19 protein-coding genes are annotated in these 20,279 nt (G+C 71.7%); 3 read left to right on the top strand and 16 right to left on the bottom strand.

The window, feature by feature from the left end:
* Positions 1-91: 91 nt before the first annotated feature.
* Both DEJ31_RS05565 and DEJ31_RS05560 read right to left on the bottom strand, forming a co-directional pair.
* A complete protein-coding gene (locus tag DEJ31_RS05565) occupies positions 92-2,599 on the bottom strand; it encodes a glycoside hydrolase family 65 protein (protein ID WP_110903648.1) in 2,508 nt (835 codons plus the stop codon).
* The gene (locus DEJ31_RS05560) at positions 2,596-3,366 is read right to left on the bottom strand and encodes an HAD family phosphatase (protein WP_111121400.1); all 771 of its coding nucleotides are present in this window, start codon (positions 3,364-3,366) and stop codon (positions 2,596-2,598) included. The genes DEJ31_RS05565 and DEJ31_RS05560 overlap by 4 nt, the downstream gene beginning before the upstream one ends.
* Positions 3,367-3,524: 158 nt before the next feature.
* Here DEJ31_RS05560 and DEJ31_RS05555 point away from each other — a divergent pair, with 158 nt between their 5' ends.
* Positions 3,525-4,877 carry an APC family permease gene (locus DEJ31_RS05555; protein WP_111121399.1) on the top strand — a complete coding sequence of 451 codons (1,353 nt, stop codon included), beginning with the start codon at positions 3,525-3,527 and terminating at the stop codon, positions 4,875-4,877.
* A gap of 128 nt (positions 4,878-5,005) precedes the next feature.
* Here DEJ31_RS05555 and DEJ31_RS05550 read toward each other — a convergent pair whose 3' ends face one another.
* From DEJ31_RS05550 to hxlB, 6 genes are all read right to left on the bottom strand, one after another.
* On the bottom strand, positions 5,006-5,644 hold the full coding sequence (locus DEJ31_RS05550) for a PepSY domain-containing protein (protein WP_111121398.1): 639 nt from the start codon (positions 5,642-5,644) through the stop codon (positions 5,006-5,008).
* 79 nt (positions 5,645-5,723) lie between these two features.
* Positions 5,724-7,070: a HAMP domain-containing sensor histidine kinase gene (locus DEJ31_RS05545; protein ID WP_258366179.1), complete on the bottom strand. Its 1,347-nt coding sequence runs from the start codon at positions 7,068-7,070 to the stop codon at positions 5,724-5,726.
* On the bottom strand, positions 7,063-7,740 hold the full coding sequence (locus DEJ31_RS05540; protein ID WP_111121397.1) for a response regulator transcription factor: 678 nt from the start codon (positions 7,738-7,740) through the stop codon (positions 7,063-7,065). Before DEJ31_RS05540 ends, DEJ31_RS05545 begins: the two co-directional genes overlap by 8 nt.
* A 160-nt stretch (positions 7,741-7,900) precedes the next feature.
* Entirely contained in the window at positions 7,901-8,368 is a 468-nt protein-coding gene (locus DEJ31_RS05535; protein ID WP_146236721.1) for a hypothetical protein, read from the bottom strand.
* A 196-nt stretch (positions 8,369-8,564) separates the two neighbouring features.
* The gene (hxlA, locus tag DEJ31_RS05530) at positions 8,565-9,194 is read right to left on the bottom strand and encodes a 3-hexulose-6-phosphate synthase (RefSeq protein ID WP_110903642.1); all 630 of its coding nucleotides are present in this window, start codon (positions 9,192-9,194) and stop codon (positions 8,565-8,567) included.
* A gap of 20 nt (positions 9,195-9,214) precedes the next feature.
* Positions 9,215-9,787, bottom strand: a complete 573-nt coding sequence (gene hxlB / locus DEJ31_RS05525) for a 6-phospho-3-hexuloisomerase (RefSeq protein ID WP_111043529.1) — start codon at positions 9,785-9,787, stop codon at positions 9,215-9,217.
* 113 nt (positions 9,788-9,900) lie between these two features.
* Between hxlB and DEJ31_RS05520 the strand changes: the two genes are divergently transcribed.
* The gene (locus DEJ31_RS05520; protein ID WP_110903640.1) at positions 9,901-10,725 is read left to right on the top strand and encodes a LuxR C-terminal-related transcriptional regulator; all 825 of its coding nucleotides are present in this window, start codon (positions 9,901-9,903) and stop codon (positions 10,723-10,725) included.
* A 179-nt stretch (positions 10,726-10,904) separates the two neighbouring features.
* Here the strand turns inward: DEJ31_RS05520 and DEJ31_RS05515 are convergent, their stop codons facing one another.
* Positions 10,905-11,591 carry a response regulator gene (locus DEJ31_RS05515; protein WP_111043530.1) on the bottom strand — a complete coding sequence of 229 codons (687 nt, stop codon included), beginning with the start codon at positions 11,589-11,591 and terminating at the stop codon, positions 10,905-10,907.
* Positions 11,588-14,080, bottom strand: coding sequence for an ATP-binding protein (locus DEJ31_RS05510; protein ID WP_111121396.1), 2,493 nt, complete (start codon positions 14,078-14,080; stop codon positions 11,588-11,590). The genes DEJ31_RS05515 and DEJ31_RS05510 overlap by 4 nt, the downstream gene beginning before the upstream one ends.
* 192 nt (positions 14,081-14,272) lie before the next feature.
* On the opposite strand from DEJ31_RS05510, the gene DEJ31_RS05505 reads away from it, so the two are divergent.
* The gene (locus DEJ31_RS05505) at positions 14,273-15,040 is read left to right on the top strand and encodes an Abi family protein (protein WP_111121395.1); all 768 of its coding nucleotides are present in this window, start codon (positions 14,273-14,275) and stop codon (positions 15,038-15,040) included.
* 11 nt (positions 15,041-15,051) lie between these two features.
* Here DEJ31_RS05505 and kdpC read toward each other — a convergent pair whose 3' ends face one another.
* From kdpC to DEJ31_RS05480, 6 genes are read right to left on the bottom strand one after another with little or no spacing between them, the layout of a single operon-like run.
* Positions 15,052-15,657, bottom strand: coding sequence for a potassium-transporting ATPase subunit KdpC (gene kdpC / locus DEJ31_RS05500; RefSeq protein WP_111121394.1), 606 nt, complete (start codon positions 15,655-15,657; stop codon positions 15,052-15,054).
* Complete coding sequence (gene kdpB / locus DEJ31_RS05495) at positions 15,654-17,801, bottom strand: potassium-transporting ATPase subunit KdpB (protein WP_111121393.1); 2,148 nt, start codon at positions 17,799-17,801, stop codon at positions 15,654-15,656. Before kdpB ends, kdpC begins: the two co-directional genes overlap by 4 nt.
* Positions 17,801-19,483, bottom strand: a complete 1,683-nt coding sequence (gene kdpA, locus DEJ31_RS05490; RefSeq protein ID WP_111121392.1) for a potassium-transporting ATPase subunit KdpA — start codon at positions 19,481-19,483, stop codon at positions 17,801-17,803. Before kdpA ends, kdpB begins: the two co-directional genes overlap by 1 nt.
* Complete coding sequence (locus DEJ31_RS05485) at positions 19,483-19,572, bottom strand: potassium-transporting ATPase subunit F (protein ID WP_111043536.1); 90 nt, start codon at positions 19,570-19,572, stop codon at positions 19,483-19,485. The genes kdpA and DEJ31_RS05485 overlap by 1 nt, the downstream gene beginning before the upstream one ends.
* A complete protein-coding gene (locus DEJ31_RS16840) occupies positions 19,569-19,760 on the bottom strand; it encodes a hypothetical protein (RefSeq protein ID WP_111236908.1) in 192 nt (63 codons plus the stop codon). The genes DEJ31_RS05485 and DEJ31_RS16840 overlap by 4 nt, the downstream gene beginning before the upstream one ends.
* Before the next feature lie 58 nt (positions 19,761-19,818).
* On the bottom strand, positions 19,819-20,202 hold the full coding sequence (locus DEJ31_RS05480; protein ID WP_111043537.1) for a cupin domain-containing protein: 384 nt from the start codon (positions 20,200-20,202) through the stop codon (positions 19,819-19,821).
* Between the last annotated feature and the right edge of the window lie 77 nt (positions 20,203-20,279).

The following is a 20,279-nucleotide window of genomic DNA, read 5'->3' as shown; positions in this document are numbered from 1 at the left end:
ACACGGGAGACCACGGTGCCCGCCGCGCCCTGGACGGTGGTCCAGGCGGGGCGGGCACCGGGGCGGACGGAGGACGGGCCTCCTGGCCGGGTCAGGCCGTGGTGTCCTCGTCCTCCATGTCGCGTTCGAGCGAGATCGTCGGGATGGAGGCGGTGATCACCGAGCCGTCGGCACGGAGCGTCCCCTGGATGTCACTGGTGGTCGGCGCGTGGCCGGCCATCCGCGGTCCCTGGTGTGGCAGCGGCACGACGGTCGGTTCGCCGGGACGCACCTCGACCTGCTGGTTGTGGACCCACGCGTCGAGGCCGGCGCCGGTCTCGACCGTGAAGGTGAGCGCCTCCTGCTCGAGGTCGACCCGTACCCGCGAGCCGTTGACCGTGATGCGGTACGTCAGGCGGTCCCAGTCGGTCGGCAGGCGCGGGTTGAAGGTCAACCGTCCGCCGTGGTCGCGCATGCCGCCGAAGCCGTTGACGAGCGCACCCCAGATGCCACCCGTGGACGCGATGTGCACGCCGTCCGTGGTGTTGCCGTGCAGGTCGGCGAGGTCGACGTAGAGCGCGGTCTGGAAGTACTGACCGGCGAGCTCGTGGTAGCCCACCTCGGCCGCCATGATCGACTGCACGACCGCGGACAGCGTGGAGTCGCCGGTGGTCAGGGCGTCGTAGTAATCGAAGTCGCGGCGTTTCTCGGCGGGCGTGAACTCGTGGCCCTGCAGGAACAGGGCGAGCACGACGTCCGCCTGCTTGAGCACCTGGAACCGGTAGATGACCAGCGGGTGGTAGTGCAGCAGCAGCGGACGCTTCGACTCCGGCGTGCGCTCGAGGTCCCACAGTTCCTTGTCGAGGAACTGGGCGTCCTGCGGGTGGATGCCACGGTGCGGGTCGAAGGGGATCTCCATCGACTCGGCGGCGCGCTCCCAGTTCACGACCTCGTCCGGGTCGAGCCCGGTGCGACGGACCATGCGGGCGTACTCGTCCGGGTCGTCGACGGCCAGCTGCCGACAGGCGTTGACGGCGAACCAGAGGTTCGCCCGCGCCATCACGTTCGTGTACATGTTGTCGTCGACGACGGTCGTGTACTCGTCCGGCCCGGTGACGCCGTCGATGTGGAACTTCTGGTCGCCGTTCGAGCGCCAGAACCCCAGGTCCTCCCACAGCCGCGCGGTCTCGACGAGGATGTCGATCGCGCCACGCTTCAGGAAGTCGGTGTCGCCGGAGGCCCGCACGTACTGCATGAGCGCATGGGCGATGTCCGCGTCGATGTGGTACTGGGCGGTGCCGGCGGCGTAGTACGCGCTGGACTCCTCGCCGTTGATCGTGCGCCACGGGAACAGGGCTCCGCGCTGGTTCAGCTCGCGGGCCCGGGACCGGGCGGCGTCGAGCATGTTGTAGCGGAAGCGGAGCGCGTTCCGGGCGACGATCGGCGCCGTGTACGACAGGAACGGCAGGACGTAGATCTCCATGTCCCAGAAGTAGTGGCCGCCGTAGCCGGAGCCGGTGACGCCCTTCGCCGCGATGCCGTGGCCGTCAGTCCGGGCGGTGGCCTGCGCGAGCTGGAACAGGTTCCACCGGACGGCCTGTTGGATCTCGGGCTGACCGGCGATCTCGACGTCGCTGCGCGCCCAGTAGTCGTCGAGCCACTTGCGCTGGTCCCCGAAGACCTGCTCCACGCTCTCGTACTTCGCGCGGTCGAGGGTGCGGTCACAGCGGTCGGCGAGTTCACGCGCCGGGACACCGCGGGACGTGTGGTAGACGACGCTCTTGACCAGGCGGATCGGCTGCCCGGCCTTCGCCTGGACCCGGTAGACGTGCTTGGCCAGGTCGTCCTCGATGCTCGAGGTCTCGTCCCAGCTGTTCTCGGTCTCCAGGCGGTGCTCGACGCCGACGCAGATCGTCATGCCGGAGCTGGTGGCCTGGTAACCGAGCAGGGAGCGCGAGCCCGCGTTCCGCTTGAGCCGCGGCTGCAGCACACGGTCGGTGAAGGACTCGGCCTTGCGCGGGTCGAACGCCGCCGCGGCCGCCTTCATGCCGGCGTGGTACTCGTCGGCGACGTCCTGGCGGTTGAGCACCTGGCTCGACAGCAGGACGGAGGCGTCGTGGTCGAGCATGGTGACCTCGTAGTCGATGACGGCGAGGTGCCGTTCGACGAAGGACACCAGGCGCCGGGAGCGGATGAGCACCCGCTTGCCGGACGGCGTCGACCACTCCGTCTCACGCAGCAGGTAGCCCCCGCGGAAGTCGAGCCGACGCGTGTGCCGCAGGATGTCCGCCTCGGACAGGACGAGCGGCTCGTCGTCGACGTACAGGCGGATGACCTTGGCGTCCGGGACGTTGATGATCGTCTGCCCGGTCTTCGCGAACCCGAACGCGGTCTCGGCGTGCCGGATCGGCCAGGTCTCGTGGAAGCCGTTGATGTACGTGCCGTACTGCACGCCGCCGCGGCCCTCGTCGAAGTTGCCGCGGAGGCCGAGGTACCCGTTGCCGACCGCGAAGTTCGTCTCGTCGACGCCCTGCTCGTCCGCGTACTCGGTCTCGATCAGCGCCCACTCGTCGACCGGGTACCGGACGCGGTCGAGGGGGTCGGAGGTGATGGGGTTCATGCGGTCTTCCGGGGTTCGACGGGAGGCAGGTCGGGGAGCAGGTCGGCGAGGTCCGTCACGACGACGTCCGCGCCGTGCTCGCGGAGGGAGTCGGCACCGGCGCCGCGGTCGACCCCGATCACGAGGCCGAACGCCCCGTTGCGGCCGGCTTCGACCCCGCTGGTGGCGTCCTCGACGACGACGCACTGCGCGGCGGTCAGGCCGAAGCGCGTCGCAGCATCCAGGTAGGTGTCGGGCGCGGGCTTGCCGGCGAGGCCGTCCGCGCGGGCGACGGCACCGTCGACGATGACGTCGAAGCGGTCGATGATGCCCGCGGTCCGGAGCACCTGCTTCGCGTTCGCGGAGCTGGACACGACGGCGACCTCGTACCCGGCGTCGATCGCCGCGGTGAGGAACCGCACCGAGCCGGGGTAGGGCGCCACACCGTGCTCCTGCAGCTCGGCGGTGAACTCCGCGTTCTTCCGGTTGCCGAGCCCACAGACCGTGTCGAGCGTCGGGTCGTCGTCCGGGGTGCCCTCGGGGAGGTCGATGCCGCGGGCCTGCAGGAGCGAGCGGACTCCGTCGTACCGGGGCTTGCCGTCGACGTACGCGAAGTAGTCCTGCTCGGTGTACGGCGCCACCCCGTGGTGGTCGAGGTAGGGCGTGAAGAGGCGGCTCCACGCTCGCATGTGCACCTCGGCCGTGGGCGTGAGGACGCCGTCCAGGTCGAAGAGGAGCGCCCGCTGGTCAGCGAGCGGTGCAGGGGTTCGCCGGTCCGACGACGTCATGGGCAGACCTTCCAGGGGAGCGGTGTCGATCACGGTTGCTGCGGGGTCAACTCTAGGACCGCTCCGCCGCGCCGGGTTCCAGGTGGGGAGCGTGCCGCGCACGTCCGGGGAGCGCGGACCTGGACCCGCGTCCAGCCGGGCCCCGGGACGCTCGCGACATGACCACTGACACCTCAGCGCCGGCGCAGGACGGGACCGGATCGAAGCTCAAGCAGGCGATCACCGGTCCCCTGCTGTTCCTGTTCATCCTCGGCGACGTGCTCGGCGCGGGCATCTACGCGCTCATGGGCACCCTGTCCAAAGACGTCGGTGGTGCGCTCTGGGCGCCGCTGGTGCTCGCCCTGCTGCTGGCGCTGCTGACCGCCGGCTCGTACGCCGAGCTCGTCACGAAGTACCCGAAGGCCGGTGGTGCCGCGGTGTTCGCGGAGCGCGCGTACAAGGTGCCGCTGGTGTCGTTCCTGGTCGGGTTCTCGATGCTCGCCGCGGGTGTCACCAGCGCCGCGGGTCTGTCGCTCGCCTTCGCCGGTGACTACCTCGGGACGTTCATCGACGTCCCGCCGGTGCCGGCCGCGATCGTGTTCCTGGCGCTCGTCGCCTGCCTCAACGCCCGCGGCATCTCGGACTCGCTGCGGAGCAACGTCGTGATGACGATCATCGAGCTCTCCGGTCTGGTCATCGTCATCGTCACGGTCGCCGTGATGATGGGCGGCGGTGGTGGTGACGTCTCGCGTGTCGGCGCGTTCCCCGCGGAGGCGAACCCAGCGCTCGCGACCCTCAGCGCCGCGATCGTCGCCTACTACTCGTTCGTCGGCTTCGAGACGTCGGCGAACGTCGCCGAAGAGGTCCGCGAACCCCGCAAGGTGTACCCGCGAGCCCTGTTCGGCTCCCTCGCCACCGCCGGGGTCGTGTACGTGCTCGTCGCGCTGGCCAGTTCGATCGCGCTGCCCGCGTCGAAGCTGTCCGACTCGAGCGGCCCGCTCCTGGCGGTCGTCGCCGCGACCGGCGTCCCGATCCCCGAGTGGGTGTTCAGCATCATCGCCCTGGTCGCCGTCGCGAACGGCGCCCTGCTCACGATGATCATGGCGAGTCGCGTCACCTACGGCATGGCCGAGCAGCGCCTGCTGCCGCGCCTGCTCGGCAAGGTCCTGCCGAACCGGAAGACCCCGTGGACGGCGATCATCGCGACGACCGTGGTCGCGATGCTCCTGACCCTGGTCGGCGACGTGGGCACGCTCGCCGAGACGGTCGTCCTGCTGCTGCTCTTCGTGTTCATCAGCACGAACATCGCGGTCCTGGTCCTCCGCAAGGACCGGGTCGAGCACGAGCACTTCCGGGTGTGGACGTTCGTGCCCGTGCTCGGCGTCGCGTCCTGCATCCTGCTGCTCACCCAGCAGAGCGGGCAGGTCTGGCTGTACGCGGCGGTGCTGCTCGCGGTCGGCGTGGTCCTGTACTTCATCGCCCGTGCCACGCGGGGTCGGGAACGCACCGACTCGGAGACGTCGGCCCGCTGACGGTGGTGGGGCGGGCCTCCCGACCGCTCTGGAGGCACGCCCCACGTCCACCACGCCGCTCGCCCGACCGCATCGCACCCCGTCCGACGCATCGGTGCAGGTCGCGGGCCCGGCTCGCGCCGGCGGGGTCAGTCGTCGGTGTCGACCGTGTTCGTGACGACCTTGCCGCTGCCGGCGTCGATGCGGACGCTGTGCGTCGTGCCGGAACCGCCGAGGACGTCGCCCTCCCAGACGACCGCGCCCGCGTGGTCGTCCAGGCCGAGCTCGGTGACGGTGCCGGAGACGGTCTTCGTCAAGGTCGAGGCGGCCTGCGCGACCGAGAGGTCGGCGGCACCGACGAACCGCTCGTTCTCCGTGACGTCCTCGGCGTCCGAGGTCTCCTTCGTCGGGCCCGCGGTGGTGCGCTGGCCGTCGGCGTCCACGTGGACCTCCTGCTCGTCGCCGTCGGAGGTGACGACGAGGACCTCCCACGAGGTACCGCCGGCCTCCTGCTCGATCGACGTCACGGTGCCGGAGCCGACGGCCTTCCGGGCGGTCCCGGCGGCGGCGATGAGGGCGTCGTTCCCGGCGGCGCTGCCGGAGGTGGAGGCGCTGGCACCGGTGCTGCCCTCGGTCGCGGCGGCTGCCGGAGCGGAGGCTGCCGGTGCGGCGTCGTCGTCGCGGTCGTCGTCGTCGGACGAGCAGCCGGCGAGCGTCAGGGCCCCGACGAGCGGGAGTGCGGTGAGGAGCGTGATGCGGCGGGTGGTGGTCTTCTTCGTGGTCTGCATGTGCCCACCCTGGGCAACGGGCACTGAAGCAGACCTGAAGCGACCTGGGGCGACGCCCGGACAGCCGGACGTCGCCGCTTCAGTCCTGCAGCAGCGGCAGCCGCACCGTGAACCGCGCTCCCCCGCCGGGCGCCGCCGACACCGTCACGCTGCCGCCGTGCCCGCGGACGACGGCGTCGACGATCGCGAGCCCCAGCCCGGATCCGCCGGCGTCCCGCGCCCGGCCCTCGTCGAGTCGCACGAAGCGCTCGAACACCCGGGTCCGGTCGGCCTCGGGGACGCCGTGCCCGTCGTCGTCCACGGTGAGCACCGCACCACCACCGTCGGTCCGGAGAGCGACGACGACCGCGTCCGCGGCGTGCCGGACGGCGTTGTCGACCAGGTTCCGGACCACCCGTCCGAGCAGCCGGTCGTCACCGCTGACCCGCGCGGGGGCGACACCGGACACGTCGACCCGGATGGCCGCGCCCTGCGCCGAGCGCGGTCGGGACGCCTCGGCGAACACGAGGTCGTCGAGGTCCACCGCACGGTCCCGGTCGCGTCCGCGTTCGTCGACGCGGGTGAGCAGGAGCAGCGACTCGACGAGCTCCTGCAGCCGGGCACCCTCGTCGAGCACGACGTCGGCGAGGTCCGCGGTGCCGGTGACATCCGGGTGGGCGCGGGCGACCTCGGCGTGCTGCCGGATCGTCGCGAGCGGGGAGCGGAGTTCGTGCGAGGCGTCGGAGACGAACTGCCGCTGCGCCTGCTGCGACGCCTCGAGCCGTCCGAGCATCCGGTTCATGGTCGCGGCGAGCCGGTCGACCTCGTCCCCGGACCCCGGTTCGTCGACGCGGGCGTGCAGGTTCGTGCCCTCCACGTCGTCGACCTCGCGGCGCATGCGGTCGACCGGACGGAGCGCACGGCCGACGACGAACCAGGTCACGAGCGACATCAGTGCCACGACGACCGGGACCGCGACGAGCAGCAGCACGCTGACGGTCCGGACGGCGGCGTCGGCGTCCTCGAGGGGAGCGCCGACGACCAGGACCCCCTCCCCGCCGCCCGGCAGGTCGACGTCGTCGGCGACGAGCAGCCACCGGTCGCCGTCGTGCCGGGTGCGGGACTGCTCGGCGGTGTCGAGCGGCCGGGTGGGAGTGTCGTCGGCGCGGGCCAGCACCCGGCCGTCGCCGTCCTGCAGTTGGGCCAGCACGTCGTCGTCCTCCGCCTCCACGGCGGTGGGGCCGTCGGCCTCCACCCGGGTGGCGAGGCCGTCGAGCGTCTGCTCCGCCGACGACCGGACACCGTCGGACAGCGAGCTCCGCAGGACGCCGACGAAGGCGACCGCCCCGATGACGAGGGCGACGAGGACGACGAGGGCCGCGCCTCCCGTCGCCCGCGCCCGGATGGAGACGGGTCGGCGAGGGCGACGGGGCGGGCGCTCAACCACCGTCGACGTCGAGGCGGTACCCGGCCCCGCGGACGGTCTCGATGGCGTTCCGGCCGAACGGGCGGTCGACCGTGCGGCGGAGGTGACCGACGTAGACCTCGACGATGTTCTGGTCGCCGGTGAAGTCGTCGTCCCAGACGTTGGCGATGACGTCGCGCTTCGACAGCACCTGGCCGGGGTGGCGCATGAGGTACTCGAGGACCGTGAACTCCCGGCTGGTCAGGTCGAGCAGGACGTCGCCCCGCCACACCCGTCGCTCCGCCGGGTCCAGACGCAGGTCACCGGCCTGGAGGACCGTGGGGCGTTCCCGGGACCCCCGCCGGACGAGCGCACGGAGACGCGCGACGAGCACCGGGAACGAGAACGGCTTGGTCACGTAGTCGTCGGCACCGGCGTCGAGGGCGTCGACCTGGTCCCACTCGCCGTCCTTGGCGGTGAGCATGAGCACCGGGGTCCAGTTCTCCTCGTTGCGGAGGGCCTCGCACACCTTCCAGCCGCTCATGCCGGGCATCATCAGGTCGAGGACGATGGCGTCGTAGGGGTTTTCACGGGCGTACCAGAGCGCGTCGACCCCGTCGTGGGCGACGTCGACGGCGAACCCCTCGGCCTGCAGCCCGTTGCGGATGCCCTCGGCGAGCCGCACCTCGTCGTCGACCACCAGCACGCGCATCGTCCGAGCATGGCGGGGCGGCCTGAACCGGCGCTGAAGTGGGTGGCGAGACGCCCCGGTCAGCCCGAGACGCCCTCTTGCGCTCGAGACGCCGCCAGATCTCGCGGCGTCCCGCCCGCTCGGCGGCGTCTCGACGGGACAGAGGCGTGTTGCGGCAAGGTCAGCGGCTGAGCGCCCAGGTCTCGATGCCCTGTGCCACGAGTCCGAGCCCGACCAGCACGCCGGCGGCACTGAGGACCATGGCCACCACGGGGCTCCAGCGCATCCGACGCCGGCGGGCCGACCACGCTGCGGAGGCGAACAGGACGACCATGACCGGCAGCGTCGTGAGTTGCAGCATTCCCCACACCCCACGGATGTGGTCCAACTGGTCCGGCGACGCCCCGCTGTCGGCTCCCGGCATGACACCGCCGAGCGGGACGCCCCAGGCCTCGGCATGTCGCACGACCGCGACCAGACCGGCGACCCAGAGCAGGACGCCGACGCTCGTGGCGACGGCCAGCGTGTGCGCCAGCTCACGGGACGGGCGTTCGGCCCGCTCCACCGTTCCGCGCTCGGCCCGGGGCGGCCTGGCCGTCCACCGTTCCCAGTCGTCGTCCTGCCCCCACGCATCCCACCCCGAAGTCATGGCTCCACGGTAGGCAGCGCGGTGGGACGGCGACATCGGCCGAACGGTGGTGCCGGGTCAGCCGAAGGGCTGAGCCGGCCACGGGCCTCCCGGCTCCCGAGGCGCTGCCGCGGTCCCCGCGGAACGCAACGCGGGCGGCCCCACGCAGCGGAGTACCGCTGCGTGGGGCCGCCCACGTTGAGTCTTGCGGAGAGGACTACGCGGCGTCGATCGCGGCGCGGATCTCGGCGGCGGCAGCGCCGACGTCCGAGGCGCTGTAGATCGCGCTGCCGGCGACGGCGACACGGGCACCCGCGGCCTTGACCGAGGCGACCGTGGCGGCCTTCACACCGCCGGCGATCGAGAACGGCACGCCCGAGGCCTTGCCCTCGTCGAGGAGCGTGTCGAAAGTGAAGCCCTCTTCGGCCTGCTCGTCGAGGCCGGCGTGCACCTCGACGAACTCGACGCCGAGCTCGGTCACCTCACGGGCACGGGCGGCCTTGTCGGGGACGCCGATCAGGTCGACGACGATGCCCTTGCCGTGCTTCTTCGCCGCAGCGACCGCACCGACGATGGTGCTGTCCCCGGCGACACCGAGCACGGTGACCAGGTCAGCGCCAGCCTGGAACGCCATGTCGGCCTCGAGCTCACCGGCGTCCATAGTCTTGAGGTCGGCGAACACGATCTTGTCCGGGTGGGCTTCCTTCATCGCCGTGATGGCAGCGACGCCGGCGCTCTTCACGAGCGGGGTGCCGAGCTCGAGGATGTCGACGTGCGGGGCTGCCGCGGCGGCGAGTTCGAGGGCGGTCTCGGTGGAGAGGGTGTCGATGGCGAACTGGAGCTGCATGGTGGTTCCTTCCGGAGGGGTCATTCGAGGTTGGCGTGCCGCGGCCAGAGGTCGTCGGCGGAGTGTCCGCTGCGCTGCCAGAGCGCGTGGAACAGCGCGTCGCCGAGCAGGACGACGCCCTGCTCGAACAGGCTGCCGGCGTACTGGGCCGATGCGGTGCCGGATCGGTCGGTCTTCGTCGCTGCCGGCAGCACGAGGGTGACCTCAGCCAGCTCGGCGAGCGGCGACGAGGACGTGGTCGACACGGCGACGACCGTCGCGCCGACGTCCACCGCGGTCCGTGCGGCCTGCACGATGCTGCCGGTGGTCCCGGAACCGCTCGCGGTGAGCAGGACGTCGCCCGGTTCGATCGCGGGAGTCGTGACCTCGCCGACGACGTGAACGTCGAGGCCGAGGTGCATGAGCCGCATCGCGGTCATCCGCAGCGCGAGCCCGGACCGTCCGGCGCCGTGCACGAACACGCGTTCGGCACCGTCGAGCAGGTCGAGCGCCCGGTCTGCGGCGCCCTGGTCGCCCTCGGCCACCCCGTCGACGAGGTCGTCGAGTTCGTGACTGACGAGGTCGAGCGCGGCGGCGAGCGTCTGTTGGGACATACAACGAGCATGCGCGTCGACGTCTGGACACGCCGCTACCCGACACGGCGGGCGCCCCACCCGTTCGAACGGCTCCCTGTCCACGGTTGGGCAGGGCGGGTAGGTTCGTCCGGATGGACACGCAGCACGGCCGGGAGGCCCGGATCACCCCCGCCGAGCACGCTCGCCTCCTCGCGGACCGGACAGACCGACACACGCTCACGCTGGAGTCCGTGCTGGCGGTGCTCCGCTCGCCCCGGGTCGGCGACGCCGCGGCCCGGGCTGAGGCGGTCGAGATCGCGTCGGCCGCGCTCGTGGACCTGCGGACGTCGACGGACCGGCAGCGCGAGGTCCTGCTGGAGCCCGTCGCCGGGGCGTTCTCGCGCCTCCGTGCCGACCTGCGACCCCTCGTCCGGTTCGGTGACCTCGACGTGCAGTTCGTCGAACCCCCCGCGAACGGACGTGCGCTGCCCGGGGACGTCGCGCACGCTGCCCGGGCCGTGGTCCGGACCGCGGTGCTGACCCTGGTCGATGAGGGGCGGGCGAACCGCGTCCGCATCCAGTGGGACTGCGACGGCCGGAACCTGCTCATGCAGCTCCGCGACGACGGTGCCGGGACGCACGACGTGCAGGACGACGCGATGCGACCGATTGCCGAACGTGTCGCGGCGCTCGCCGGGCAGATGCGGGTGGACTCGACGCCCGGGTGGGGGTCCGTGATCGACGTGACGGTGCCGCTCGACCCGCCTGTCGCCTCCGCTCCGGGACCCGAGGACTCCGACCTGACTCCCCGCGAACTCGACGTGCTGCGGCTCGTCGCGACCGGCGTCGGCAACCGGGAGATCGCCGACGGGCTCGGCATCTCCGTGAACACGGTGAAGTACCACGTGGCGAACCTGCTCCGGAAGCACGGTGCCCGGACCCGCGCGGAGCTCGCGGCGCACGCCCACGCCGGCTGAGCGGCGCACGGGCGGTCCGCGGCGGCCGGACGGTCGCCGGATGTCACCGCCCAACAGCATCCCGCTCGAACCACGGGATGCCGCGGTGCGAGCAGGACACGGTTGTGCTCGGCCGAACGGCACCAGCGAAACCGGCGGACGCGGTGCCGGCAAGACAGCAGCAGCGCCGCCGCGTCGGATCAGCCGGCCGGTGCGAACCGGTAGCCCATCCCCGACTCGGTCACCAGGAACCGCGGGCGCGACGGCTCCGGCTCGAGCTTCCGCCGCAGCTGCGCCATGTACAGCCGCAGGTACCCGGAGTCGTTGCCGTGCGTCGGCCCCCACACCTCCGTCAGCAGCATCTCGCGCGTCAGCAGCCGATCGGGGTTCGTCACCAGGACCTCGAGCAGCCGCCACTCGGTCGGGGTCAACCGGATCGCCGGACCGTCGGGAGCGGTGACCTGTTTGGCGACGAGGTCCACCACGAGGTCGCCGATCCGGATCGTCGGCGTGGCCTCCCCGGCCGCCGGTGCCCGCCGCCGCCCGAGCGCCCGCAGTCGCGCCAACAGCTCGTCCATCTGGAACGGCTTCGTCACGTAGTCGTCGGCCCCGGCGTCCAGGGCGTCGACCTTGTCGCCGGAGTCCGTCCGCCCGGACAGCACGAGCACGGGGACCTGCGACCACCCGCGGATGCCCTCGAGCACCCCGATGCCGTCCAGCCGCGGCATCCCGAGGTCGAGCATCACGATGTCCGGCCGCTCGGTGATGACGGCGTCGATGGCGGCGCGACCGTCGCGGGCGGTGACGACCTCGTACCCGCGCGCACCGAGCGTCACGGCGAGCGCCCGCACCAGCTGCACGTCGTCGTCCGCGATCAGGACCTTCATCTGCCCACCACTCCCAGGTGTCCCGCGATCGGCAGGCGCACCACGACGGTGAGGCCACCGCCGGGGGTGTCATCGACCTCGATCGTGCCGCCCATGCCCTCGGTGAACCCGCGCGCGAGCGCCAGGCCGAGTCCGAGTCCGGTGTCGTTGTCCGTGTCCCCGAGGCGCTGGAACGGTTGGAACACGTCTTCGCGGCGGTCCTCGGGGATGCCCGGCCCACGGTCCGCGACCCGGAGCTCGACGCCGCCGGCGAAGGCGCTCGCCGCGATCCGGACGCGCTCCCCGTCCGGTGAGTACCGGACGGCGTTCGCCAGCAGGTTCACCACGACGCGCTGCAGGAGCACCGGGTCGGCGAGGACGGGCGGCAGCTCGGCGGGCAGGTCGAGGTCGACGTCCTCCGGGCCGAGTTCGAGCTCGTCGAGTGCGGGGGCGACGACCGTGTCGAGCGACGTCGGCACGGGGGCGGCGGCGAGCACCCCGGCCTGCACCCGACTGACGTCGAGCAGGTCGGCCAACAGCACCGCCAGCTGACGGAGGCTCTCGTCGGCGGTCGCGAGCAGGGCCTCCCGGTCGGCCTCGCCCAGCCGGACGTCCCGCGCGCGGAGGGACTGCACGGCGGCGGAGGCGGCCGCGATCGGTCGCCGGACGTCGTGGCTGACGGCCGCGAGGATGGCGCTCCGGACCCGGTCGACGGCTGTGATCCGTTCGGCGTCGACGGCGGTGCGGGTGAGCGCGCGGTGTTCCAGGGCGGCGTCGAGCTGCTGCTCGACGACGCGCAGCAACCGCCGCTGGGTGGGGTCGTCGGGTGCGCCGGCGAACTCCAGGACGGCACCGGACGGGAGGCTCGTGGCCGCGTCCGGCGTGTCCCCGAACGCCCCCGACGTGGCCGGCACCTCGTCGCCCTGGCGGACGCGGACGCCGGCGAAGCCGAAGGCCTCGCGGGTGCGCTCGACGAGGGCCTGGAGGGCGTCGTCACCGCGGAGCACGCTGCCGGCGATCCCGACGAGGAGCCCGGACTCGGCCGCGGCTCGGCGTGCGGTGCGGGAGCGTCGGGCCGATCGGTCGACGACGAAACTGACGAGCACCGCGCTGACGACGTACATGACGAGCGCGAACAGGTGCCAGGGCTGCTGGACGGTGACCTGGTGCAGGGGTCGGACGAAGAAGAAGTCGAGGCTCAGGCCGGACAGCACGGCGGCGAACACGGCGGGGAGCATGCCGCCGATCAGGGCGACGACGAGCACCAGCAGCTGGTAGGCGAGCACGTCGACGGTGATCGAGTCGGGGTCGTCGGTGAGGCTGAGGAGCCAGGTCAGGACGGGTCCGGCGACCAGGGCGAGCAGGAACGCGGCCACGATCCGGGAGCGGGACAGGCTGCCGCCGAGCTTCGGCAGGGCCAGGCCACCGCCGGCGCGCTCGTGCGTGACCACGTGCACGTCGATGTCGCCGGACTCGCGGATGACGGTGCTGCCGATGCCCGGGCCGGTGAGGGCGGCGACGAGTCGGCTGCGACGGCTGATGCCGATCACGATCTGCGTGGCGTCGACGGAGCGGGCGAACCGGACGAGGGTGGTGGGCACATCGTCGCCGACCACCTGGTGGTAGGTGCCGCCGAGCTGTTCGAGCAGGGCACGCTGTCTGCCGAGGGCGCCGGGATGCCGCTCGCGGAGACCGTCGTTCGTGGTGACGTGCACGGCGGCGAGCTCACCGCCGGCCGAGCGGGCGGCGATGCGGGCGCCGCGGCGGAGCAGGGTCTCACCCTCGGGGCCGCCGGTCAGGGCGACGAGGACGCGCTCCCGGGTCTCCCACCGGTTCGCGATGCCGTGTTCGGCGCGGTAGCGCTTCAGGGCGTCGTCGACCTCGTCGGCGAGCCAGAGCAGGGCGATCTCGCGGAGGGCGGTCAGGTTGCCGAGGCGGAAGTAGTTCGACAGGGCCGCGTCGATCCGGGCGGCCGGGTACACGAGCCCGTCCGACAGCCGGTCGCGGAGGGCCTGCGGGGACAGGTCGACGACCTCGATCTGATCGGCGGCGCGGACCACAGCGTCGGGGACGGTCTCACGCTGCACGGTGCCGGTGATCTCGCGGACGACGTCACCGAGGGACTGCATGTGCTGGACGTTCACCGTCGAGATGACGTCGATGCCCGCAGCCCGCAGTGCCTCGACGTCCTGCCACCGTTTCTCGTGCGGACTGCCGGGGGCGTTCGAGTGCGCGAGTTCGTCGACCAGGGCGACCTCGGGGCGTCGGGCGAGGACGGCGTCGAGGTCCATGTCGTCGAGCGCGACCCCGCGGTGCTCGACCGTCCGGCGCGGGACGACCTCGAGCCCGTCCACCAGTGCGGCGGTGGCGGCGCGGCCGTGGGTCTCGACGACGGCGATGACCACGTCGCGGCCGTGGTCGGCCATCCGGCGGCCCTCTTCGAGCATCGTGTAGGTCTTGCCCACGCCGGGGGCGGCACCGAGCAGCACTCGCAGCTTCCCTCGCTTCACGCGCTCATCCTCTCGTGTTCGACGTTGACGGCACGGCCATCCACTGATATGTTGGTATCAATCGTTCCCGCCAAGGCTCGAGCTCACGCTTCCTCAAACCGGCGGGACTTTTCATTGCTCATGATGTTCCCTGCGCTGTAGTCGCTGCCGGCTTGCCCGAGATCACGATCATCCGTCGTCCTCAGGAGCCACATGTCGCACCACCCGCTCGCCGTCTCGGTCCACCGACACGAGCAGTTCCGGCAGGCGTTGCGCGCTCACGAGCTCCCCACGTCCGATGCTGACGTCGACCGGCTCCAGGAGTTCGGCGGCGAGTTGCGAGCCGTCCTGCTGTCCCTGATCGAGCGGATCGAGCTCGCGCTCCGTGGGCGCCTCGACGAGGCCGGAACCGAGACGGCCGGGGCGTTCTGGCACCTCGAGCACCGCTCGTTCCGCCCACGAGCCCCCGTCGGGACATTGCGAGCTCGGTTCGCGCACGCGTTGGCGCAGTCGCACGACGCCGACCTGCGCGATCGTCCGCTCGACGACCTCCCCTTCGCCGTCCTGGCCGAGGAGCTCAGCCTCGGCACGCTGTCCCGGACCGCCGGCGCGGTCGTCCCCCGGCTCCAGGAGCAGGTGTCCCGGTCGTTCCGCATGCCGCAGCCCAACTTCCGCGCGACCCTGCAGCACATCACCCACGTCCGGAACTGCTGCGCGCACCACGCCCGACTCTGGGGTCGACCCCTCGGCGTCCCGACACCGCACTACCGGCGATCGACAGACCTCGTGGAGCGGCTGGCCGGAGCGCCGGTCCGGAGTCCGTACCGCTCGGTCGTGCTCATCGACCACCTCGCCAGCACGGCACGGCGGCCGTGTTCCCGGTCGCAGAGGCTGACGGAGCTCCTGGCGTGTCACCCCGGCCTCCTCCACGGACTCCACCATCCGGGAGGGCAGCAGCGAGCCGAGGAGGGGTCGGAGTGAGCGCGTCACGATCAGGGCGCGGTCCGCGCCAGGGCCAGGTTCAGCTCGAGGACGTTGACCGTGGGAGCACCGAGAACGCCGAGCTGGCGAGCCTCGGTGTGCGACGCGACCAGGGCACGTACGCGCGACTCCGACAGGCCACGGGTCGACGCCACTCGGGCGATCTGCAGGCGCGCGTACTCGGGGCTGATGTCCGGGTCGAGTCCCGAGCCGGAGGCCGTCAGCGCGTCCGCCGGGACCTCGGACGCGGGCACCCCGTCGGCCTTCGCGATCGCGGCTCGACGCTCCTCGACCGCCTTTGTCAGGTCGGGGTTGGACGGGCCGAGGTTCGACCCGGACGAGGCGTTCGCGTCGTACCCGTCCTCGCCGGCGGCCGACGGGCGGGACTGGAACCAGCGGTCCGCGTCCTTGCCGGTGAACGACTGCCCGATCAACGACGAGCCCACGACCTTGCCGGACGGGTCGGTGACCATCGAGCCGTTCGCCTGGTCGGAGAAGGCGGCCTGGCCGACGCCCCACACCGCGAGCGGGTAGGCGACGCCGAGGACGACGGTGGCGAGGACGGTGAGGCGGACGGCCACACCGGTGGAGCGGAGGAAGGAGCGAGTGGAAGTCATGACGAGAACCCCGGGATGAGACCGACGACGAGGTCGATGAGTTTGATGCCGATGAAGGGGACGATGACGCCGCCGAGCCCGTAGACGAGCAGGTTGCGGCCGAGGACCGACGACGCCGAGGCTGCGCGGTACTTGACGCCACGCAGGGACAGCGGGATGAGCGCCACGATGACGAGCGCGTTGAAGATGATCGCCGACAGGATCGCCGACGCCGGAGAGTGCAGCCCCATGATGTTGAGGGCCGCCAGTCCCGGGAACGCAAGCTGGAACATCGCCGGGATGATCGCGAAGTACTTGGCGATGTCGTTGGCGATCGAGAACGTGGTGAGCGCACCACGGGTGATGAGCAGCTGCTTGCCGATCCGGACGACGTCGATGAGCTTCGTCGGGTCCGAGTCGAGGTCGACCATGTTGCCGGCCTCCTTCGCCGCGGTCGTCCCGGTGTTCATCGCCACCCCGACGTCCGCCTGCGCCAGGGCCGGGGCGTCGTTCGTGCCGTCGCCGGTCATCGCGACGAGGTTGCCGCCCTCCTGCTCCCGGCGGATCAGCGCGAGCTTGTCCTCCGGGGTGGCCTCGGCGAGGTAGTCGTCGACGTCGGCCTCGGCCGCGATGGCCTTGGCGGTGCGCGGGTTGTCGCCGGTGATCATGACGGTGCGGATGCCCATGCTCCGCAGCTCCGTGAACCGCTCGGCGAGGCCGTCCTTGACGACGTCCTTGAGGTGCACGACGCCGAGCAGCTGGACCGCGCCCGAGGCGTCGCGGCGGCCGACGACGAGCGGGGTGCCGCCCTGGTCGGAGATCTCCGCGACGGTCGCGTCGATGGCGGCAGCAACACCGCCGTCACCGGTGTCCGCCCAGGCCAGCACTGCGGCCGCGGCGCCCTTCCGCACCGAGGACCCGTCGGGCAGGTCGACGCCGGACATCCGGGTCTGCGCGGTGAACGGCACCTCGACCCCACCGGCCGGGAGGGGCGTGGAGACGCCGGCGGCGAGCGCTAGGTCCATGATGGAGCGACCCTCGGGGGTGCCGTCGGCAGCGCTCGACAGCGCCGCCGCTTCCATGAGCGAGACCTTGCTCACACCCGGCACCGGCACGACTCGAGAGGCCCGCCGGTTGCCGTACGTGATCGTGCCGGTCTTGTCGAGGAGCAGCGTGGTGATGTCGCCGGCGGCCTCGACCGCACGGCCGGACATGGCCAGGACGTTGTGCTGCACGAGCCGGTCCATGCCGGCGATGCCGATCGCGGAGAGCAGCGCCCCGATGGTGGTCGGGATGAGGCAGACGAGCAGCGCGATGAGCACCGTGATGCTGACCGTCGAGCCGACGAGCCCGGCGATCGGCTGGAGCGTGAGGCAGACGATCACGAAGACGATCGACAGCGACGCGAGCAGGATGTTCAGCGCGATCTCGTTCGGCGTCTTCTGCCGGGCGGCACCCTCGACGAGGCGGATCATCCGGTCGATGAACGTCTCGCCCGGAGTGGAGGTGACGCGCACCACGATCCGGTCGGACAGCACCCGGGTACCCCCGGTGACGGCGCTGCGGTCACCGCCGGACTCGCGGATCACCGGGGCCGACTCGCCCGTGACGGCGGACTCGTCGACCGAGGCGATGCCGTCGACGACGTCTCCGTCACCGGGGATCACCTCGCCGGCGACGACCACCACGTGGTCACCCTTCGCCAGGTCGACCGAGGCGACGTCCTCGGTGTCGGCGGAGAGCGCGGCCGGATCGGCGGCCGAGTAGCCGACGACACGGCGGGCCGTGGTCGTCGAGCGGGTCTTGCGCAGCGTGTCGGCCTGCGCCTTGCCGCGCCCCTCGGCGACGGACTCGGCCAGGTTCGCGAACACGACCGTCAGCCAGAGCCACACGGCGATCGCGATGGTGAAGGAGGACGGGACGGGCGCGCCGGAGTCGGACGCGCCTCCCGACCGGGTGAAGGGCTCGACGACGGCGGTGACCGTCGTCAGGGCGGCGCCCACCTCGACGATGAACATCACCGGGTTCTTCCACATCAGCCGGGGGTCCAGCTTGCGGAACGCACCCGGGAGGCCCGCCGCCAGTTGGCGAGGTCCGAAGGCCGACGGGCGTCGGCCCGGTTGCTCAGCGGTGTGCTGCTCCGTCTCGGGAGTCAGGGTGGTCATCAGGACAGTCCTTCTGCGAGCGGGCCCAGTGCGAGCACCGGGAAGTACGTGAGTGCGGTGACGATGACGGCCACGCCGCCGAGGAGCACGATGAACAGCGGCCGGTGCGTGGGCAGCGTGCCGACGGTCGCCGGCACCTTGTCCTGTGCGGCCAACGACCCGGCGAGCGCCAGGACGAACACCATCGGCACGAAGCGGCCGAGCAGCATCGCGACGCCGAGCGCGGAGTTCATCCACGTCGTGTTCGCGGTGAGGCCGCCGAACGCCGAGCCGTTGTTGTTGCCGGCGCTGGTGAACGCGTAGAGCAGTTCGGACAGGCCGTGGTTGCCCGGGTTGAACAGCGACGTGCCGAGCACCTGCTCGCGGACGCCGGGGATCAGGAGCGACAGGGCCGTGCCGGTGAGCACCACGGTCGGGGTGACCAGGATGTACAGCGCGGCGAAGGTCATCTCCTTGGCGCGGATCTTCTTGCCGAGGTACTCCGGCGTGCGGCCGACGAGCAGCCCGCCGATGAAGACCGTGATCACGGCGAGCACGAGCATGCCGTAGAGGCCGGAGCCGACACCGCCGGGGGTGACCTCGCCGAGCATCATGTTGACCAGCGCCATCATGCCGCCGAGCGGGGTGAAGCTGTCGTGCATGGCGTTCACCGCGCCGGTGGACGTCGAGGTCGTCGCGGTGGCGAAGAGCGTCGAGCCGAGGATGCCGAAGCGGACCTCCTTGCCCTCCATGGCGGCACCGGCGGCGTGGGTCGCGGCTCCGCCACCGGCGAGTTCGGCGAGCGACATGGCCGACAGGGACACCAGGAAGATGCCGCTCATGACGCTGACGATGGCGGTGCCCTGGCGGGTGTCGCCGACCATCTTCCCGAAGGTCCTGGGCAGCGAGAACGGGATGACGAGCATGAGGAAGACCTCGAACAGACTCGTCCAGGCCTGCGGGTTCTCGAACGGGTGCGCGGAATTGACGTTGAAGTAGCCGCCGCCGTTCGTGCCGAGCTCCTTGATGGCCTCCTGCGAGGCGACGAAGCCGTCCGGGATGTGCTGCGCGCCGCCGGTGAGCGTCGTGACGTCGGTCCCGACACCCCAGGACTGGATGACCCCGCCGGCGACGAGCACGAGCGCGGAGACGAAGGCCAGCGGCAGGAGCAGCCGGCCGGTGCCGCGGACGACGTCCACCCAGACGTTGCCGAGCGTGCCGGACCGCCGCCGGGCGAACCCGCGGACCAGGGCGACGGCGACCGCCAGGCCGACGGCCGCCGACAGGAAGTTCTGCACTGCCAGACCGGCCATCTGCACGGTGTACCCGAGGGTGGCCTCGGGCGAGTACGACTGCCAGTTCGTGTTCGCCACGAACGACGCCGCCGTGTTGAACGCGAGCGCCGGTCCCACGGCGGGAAGCCCGAGGTCGCCCGGCAACACCACCTGGATGCGTTGGAGCAGGTAGACGAGCAGCAGCCCGGCGACGCTGAACAGCAGCACGCCGCGCAGGTACGCGGCCCACGACTGCTCGGCGTCCGGGTCGACGCCGACCAGCCGGTAGACGCCCCGCTCGATCCGACCGTGGCGGGTGCTCGTGAAGACGCGGGCCATCCAGTCGCCGAGCGGCCGGTGTGCAACGACGAGGAGCAGCACGACGAGGGCGACCTGGGCGATGCCGGCCCAGGTCTGCGCGGCGCCCATCAGAACCGCTCGGGGCGGACGAGCGCCCAGACGAGGTACACGACAGCGGCGATGCCGAGGACGGCGGCGGCGATGGTGATCGCGATCACAGCCGCTCCACCCCCTTGGCGATCAGTGCCACCACGCCGAACACGGCGAGGACACCGGCGACGACGAAGACGTCGAACACGTGGGACTCCTGGAGATCGAGGTGCCCGCGGCAGACGCCGTGGACCGCACCGGTTGTGGTGCGGTACCGATGCTGCGTCCGGGGGCGGGCCTCCAGGCCGGTCCTCACGGTTCCCTGACGCCCGGCTGGGCGACACGTGCGGAGCGCTAACGGCTCCGAGCCGGCCTCAACGGAAGTCGTCGACCTGGTCCTCGACCGGGACGGTGCCCTCGACCACGACGTCACCGGTGTGCGCGGTCGTGACGGTCTCGATGAGGACGATCTCGACCTCCTCGTCCGCGATCGGGTTGTGCTGCACTCCTCGGGGGACGACGTGGAACTGACCGGGCGTGAGCACGACCTCCTGGTCGTCGGGCAGCTGGATGCGGAGCCGGCCGGAGACGACGAGGAACATCTCGTCCTCGGCGTCGTGGACGTGCCAGACCAACTCACCGAGCAGCTTCGCGACCTTCGAGTACTGCTCGTTCACCCGCCCGACGACCCGTGGCGTCCAGTGGGCATGGACCTGTCGGAGTTCAGCGGCGAGGTCGATCCCGCGGCGAGCAGTCATGACCTGATCATCGACCCTGGACCGCACGTCCAGCAGGTCGACGGCGCCAGCGATGGAGTCCCCTGGTTGGAGGAGTC

The organism is Curtobacterium sp. MCPF17_031, from assembly GCF_003234035.1.
In the GTDB taxonomy this organism is placed as follows: Bacteria; Actinomycetota; Actinomycetes; order Actinomycetales; family Microbacteriaceae; genus Curtobacterium.
The sequence above is the reverse complement of the archived record's forward strand: the minus strand, read 5'-3'. Positions and strand labels throughout refer to the sequence as shown.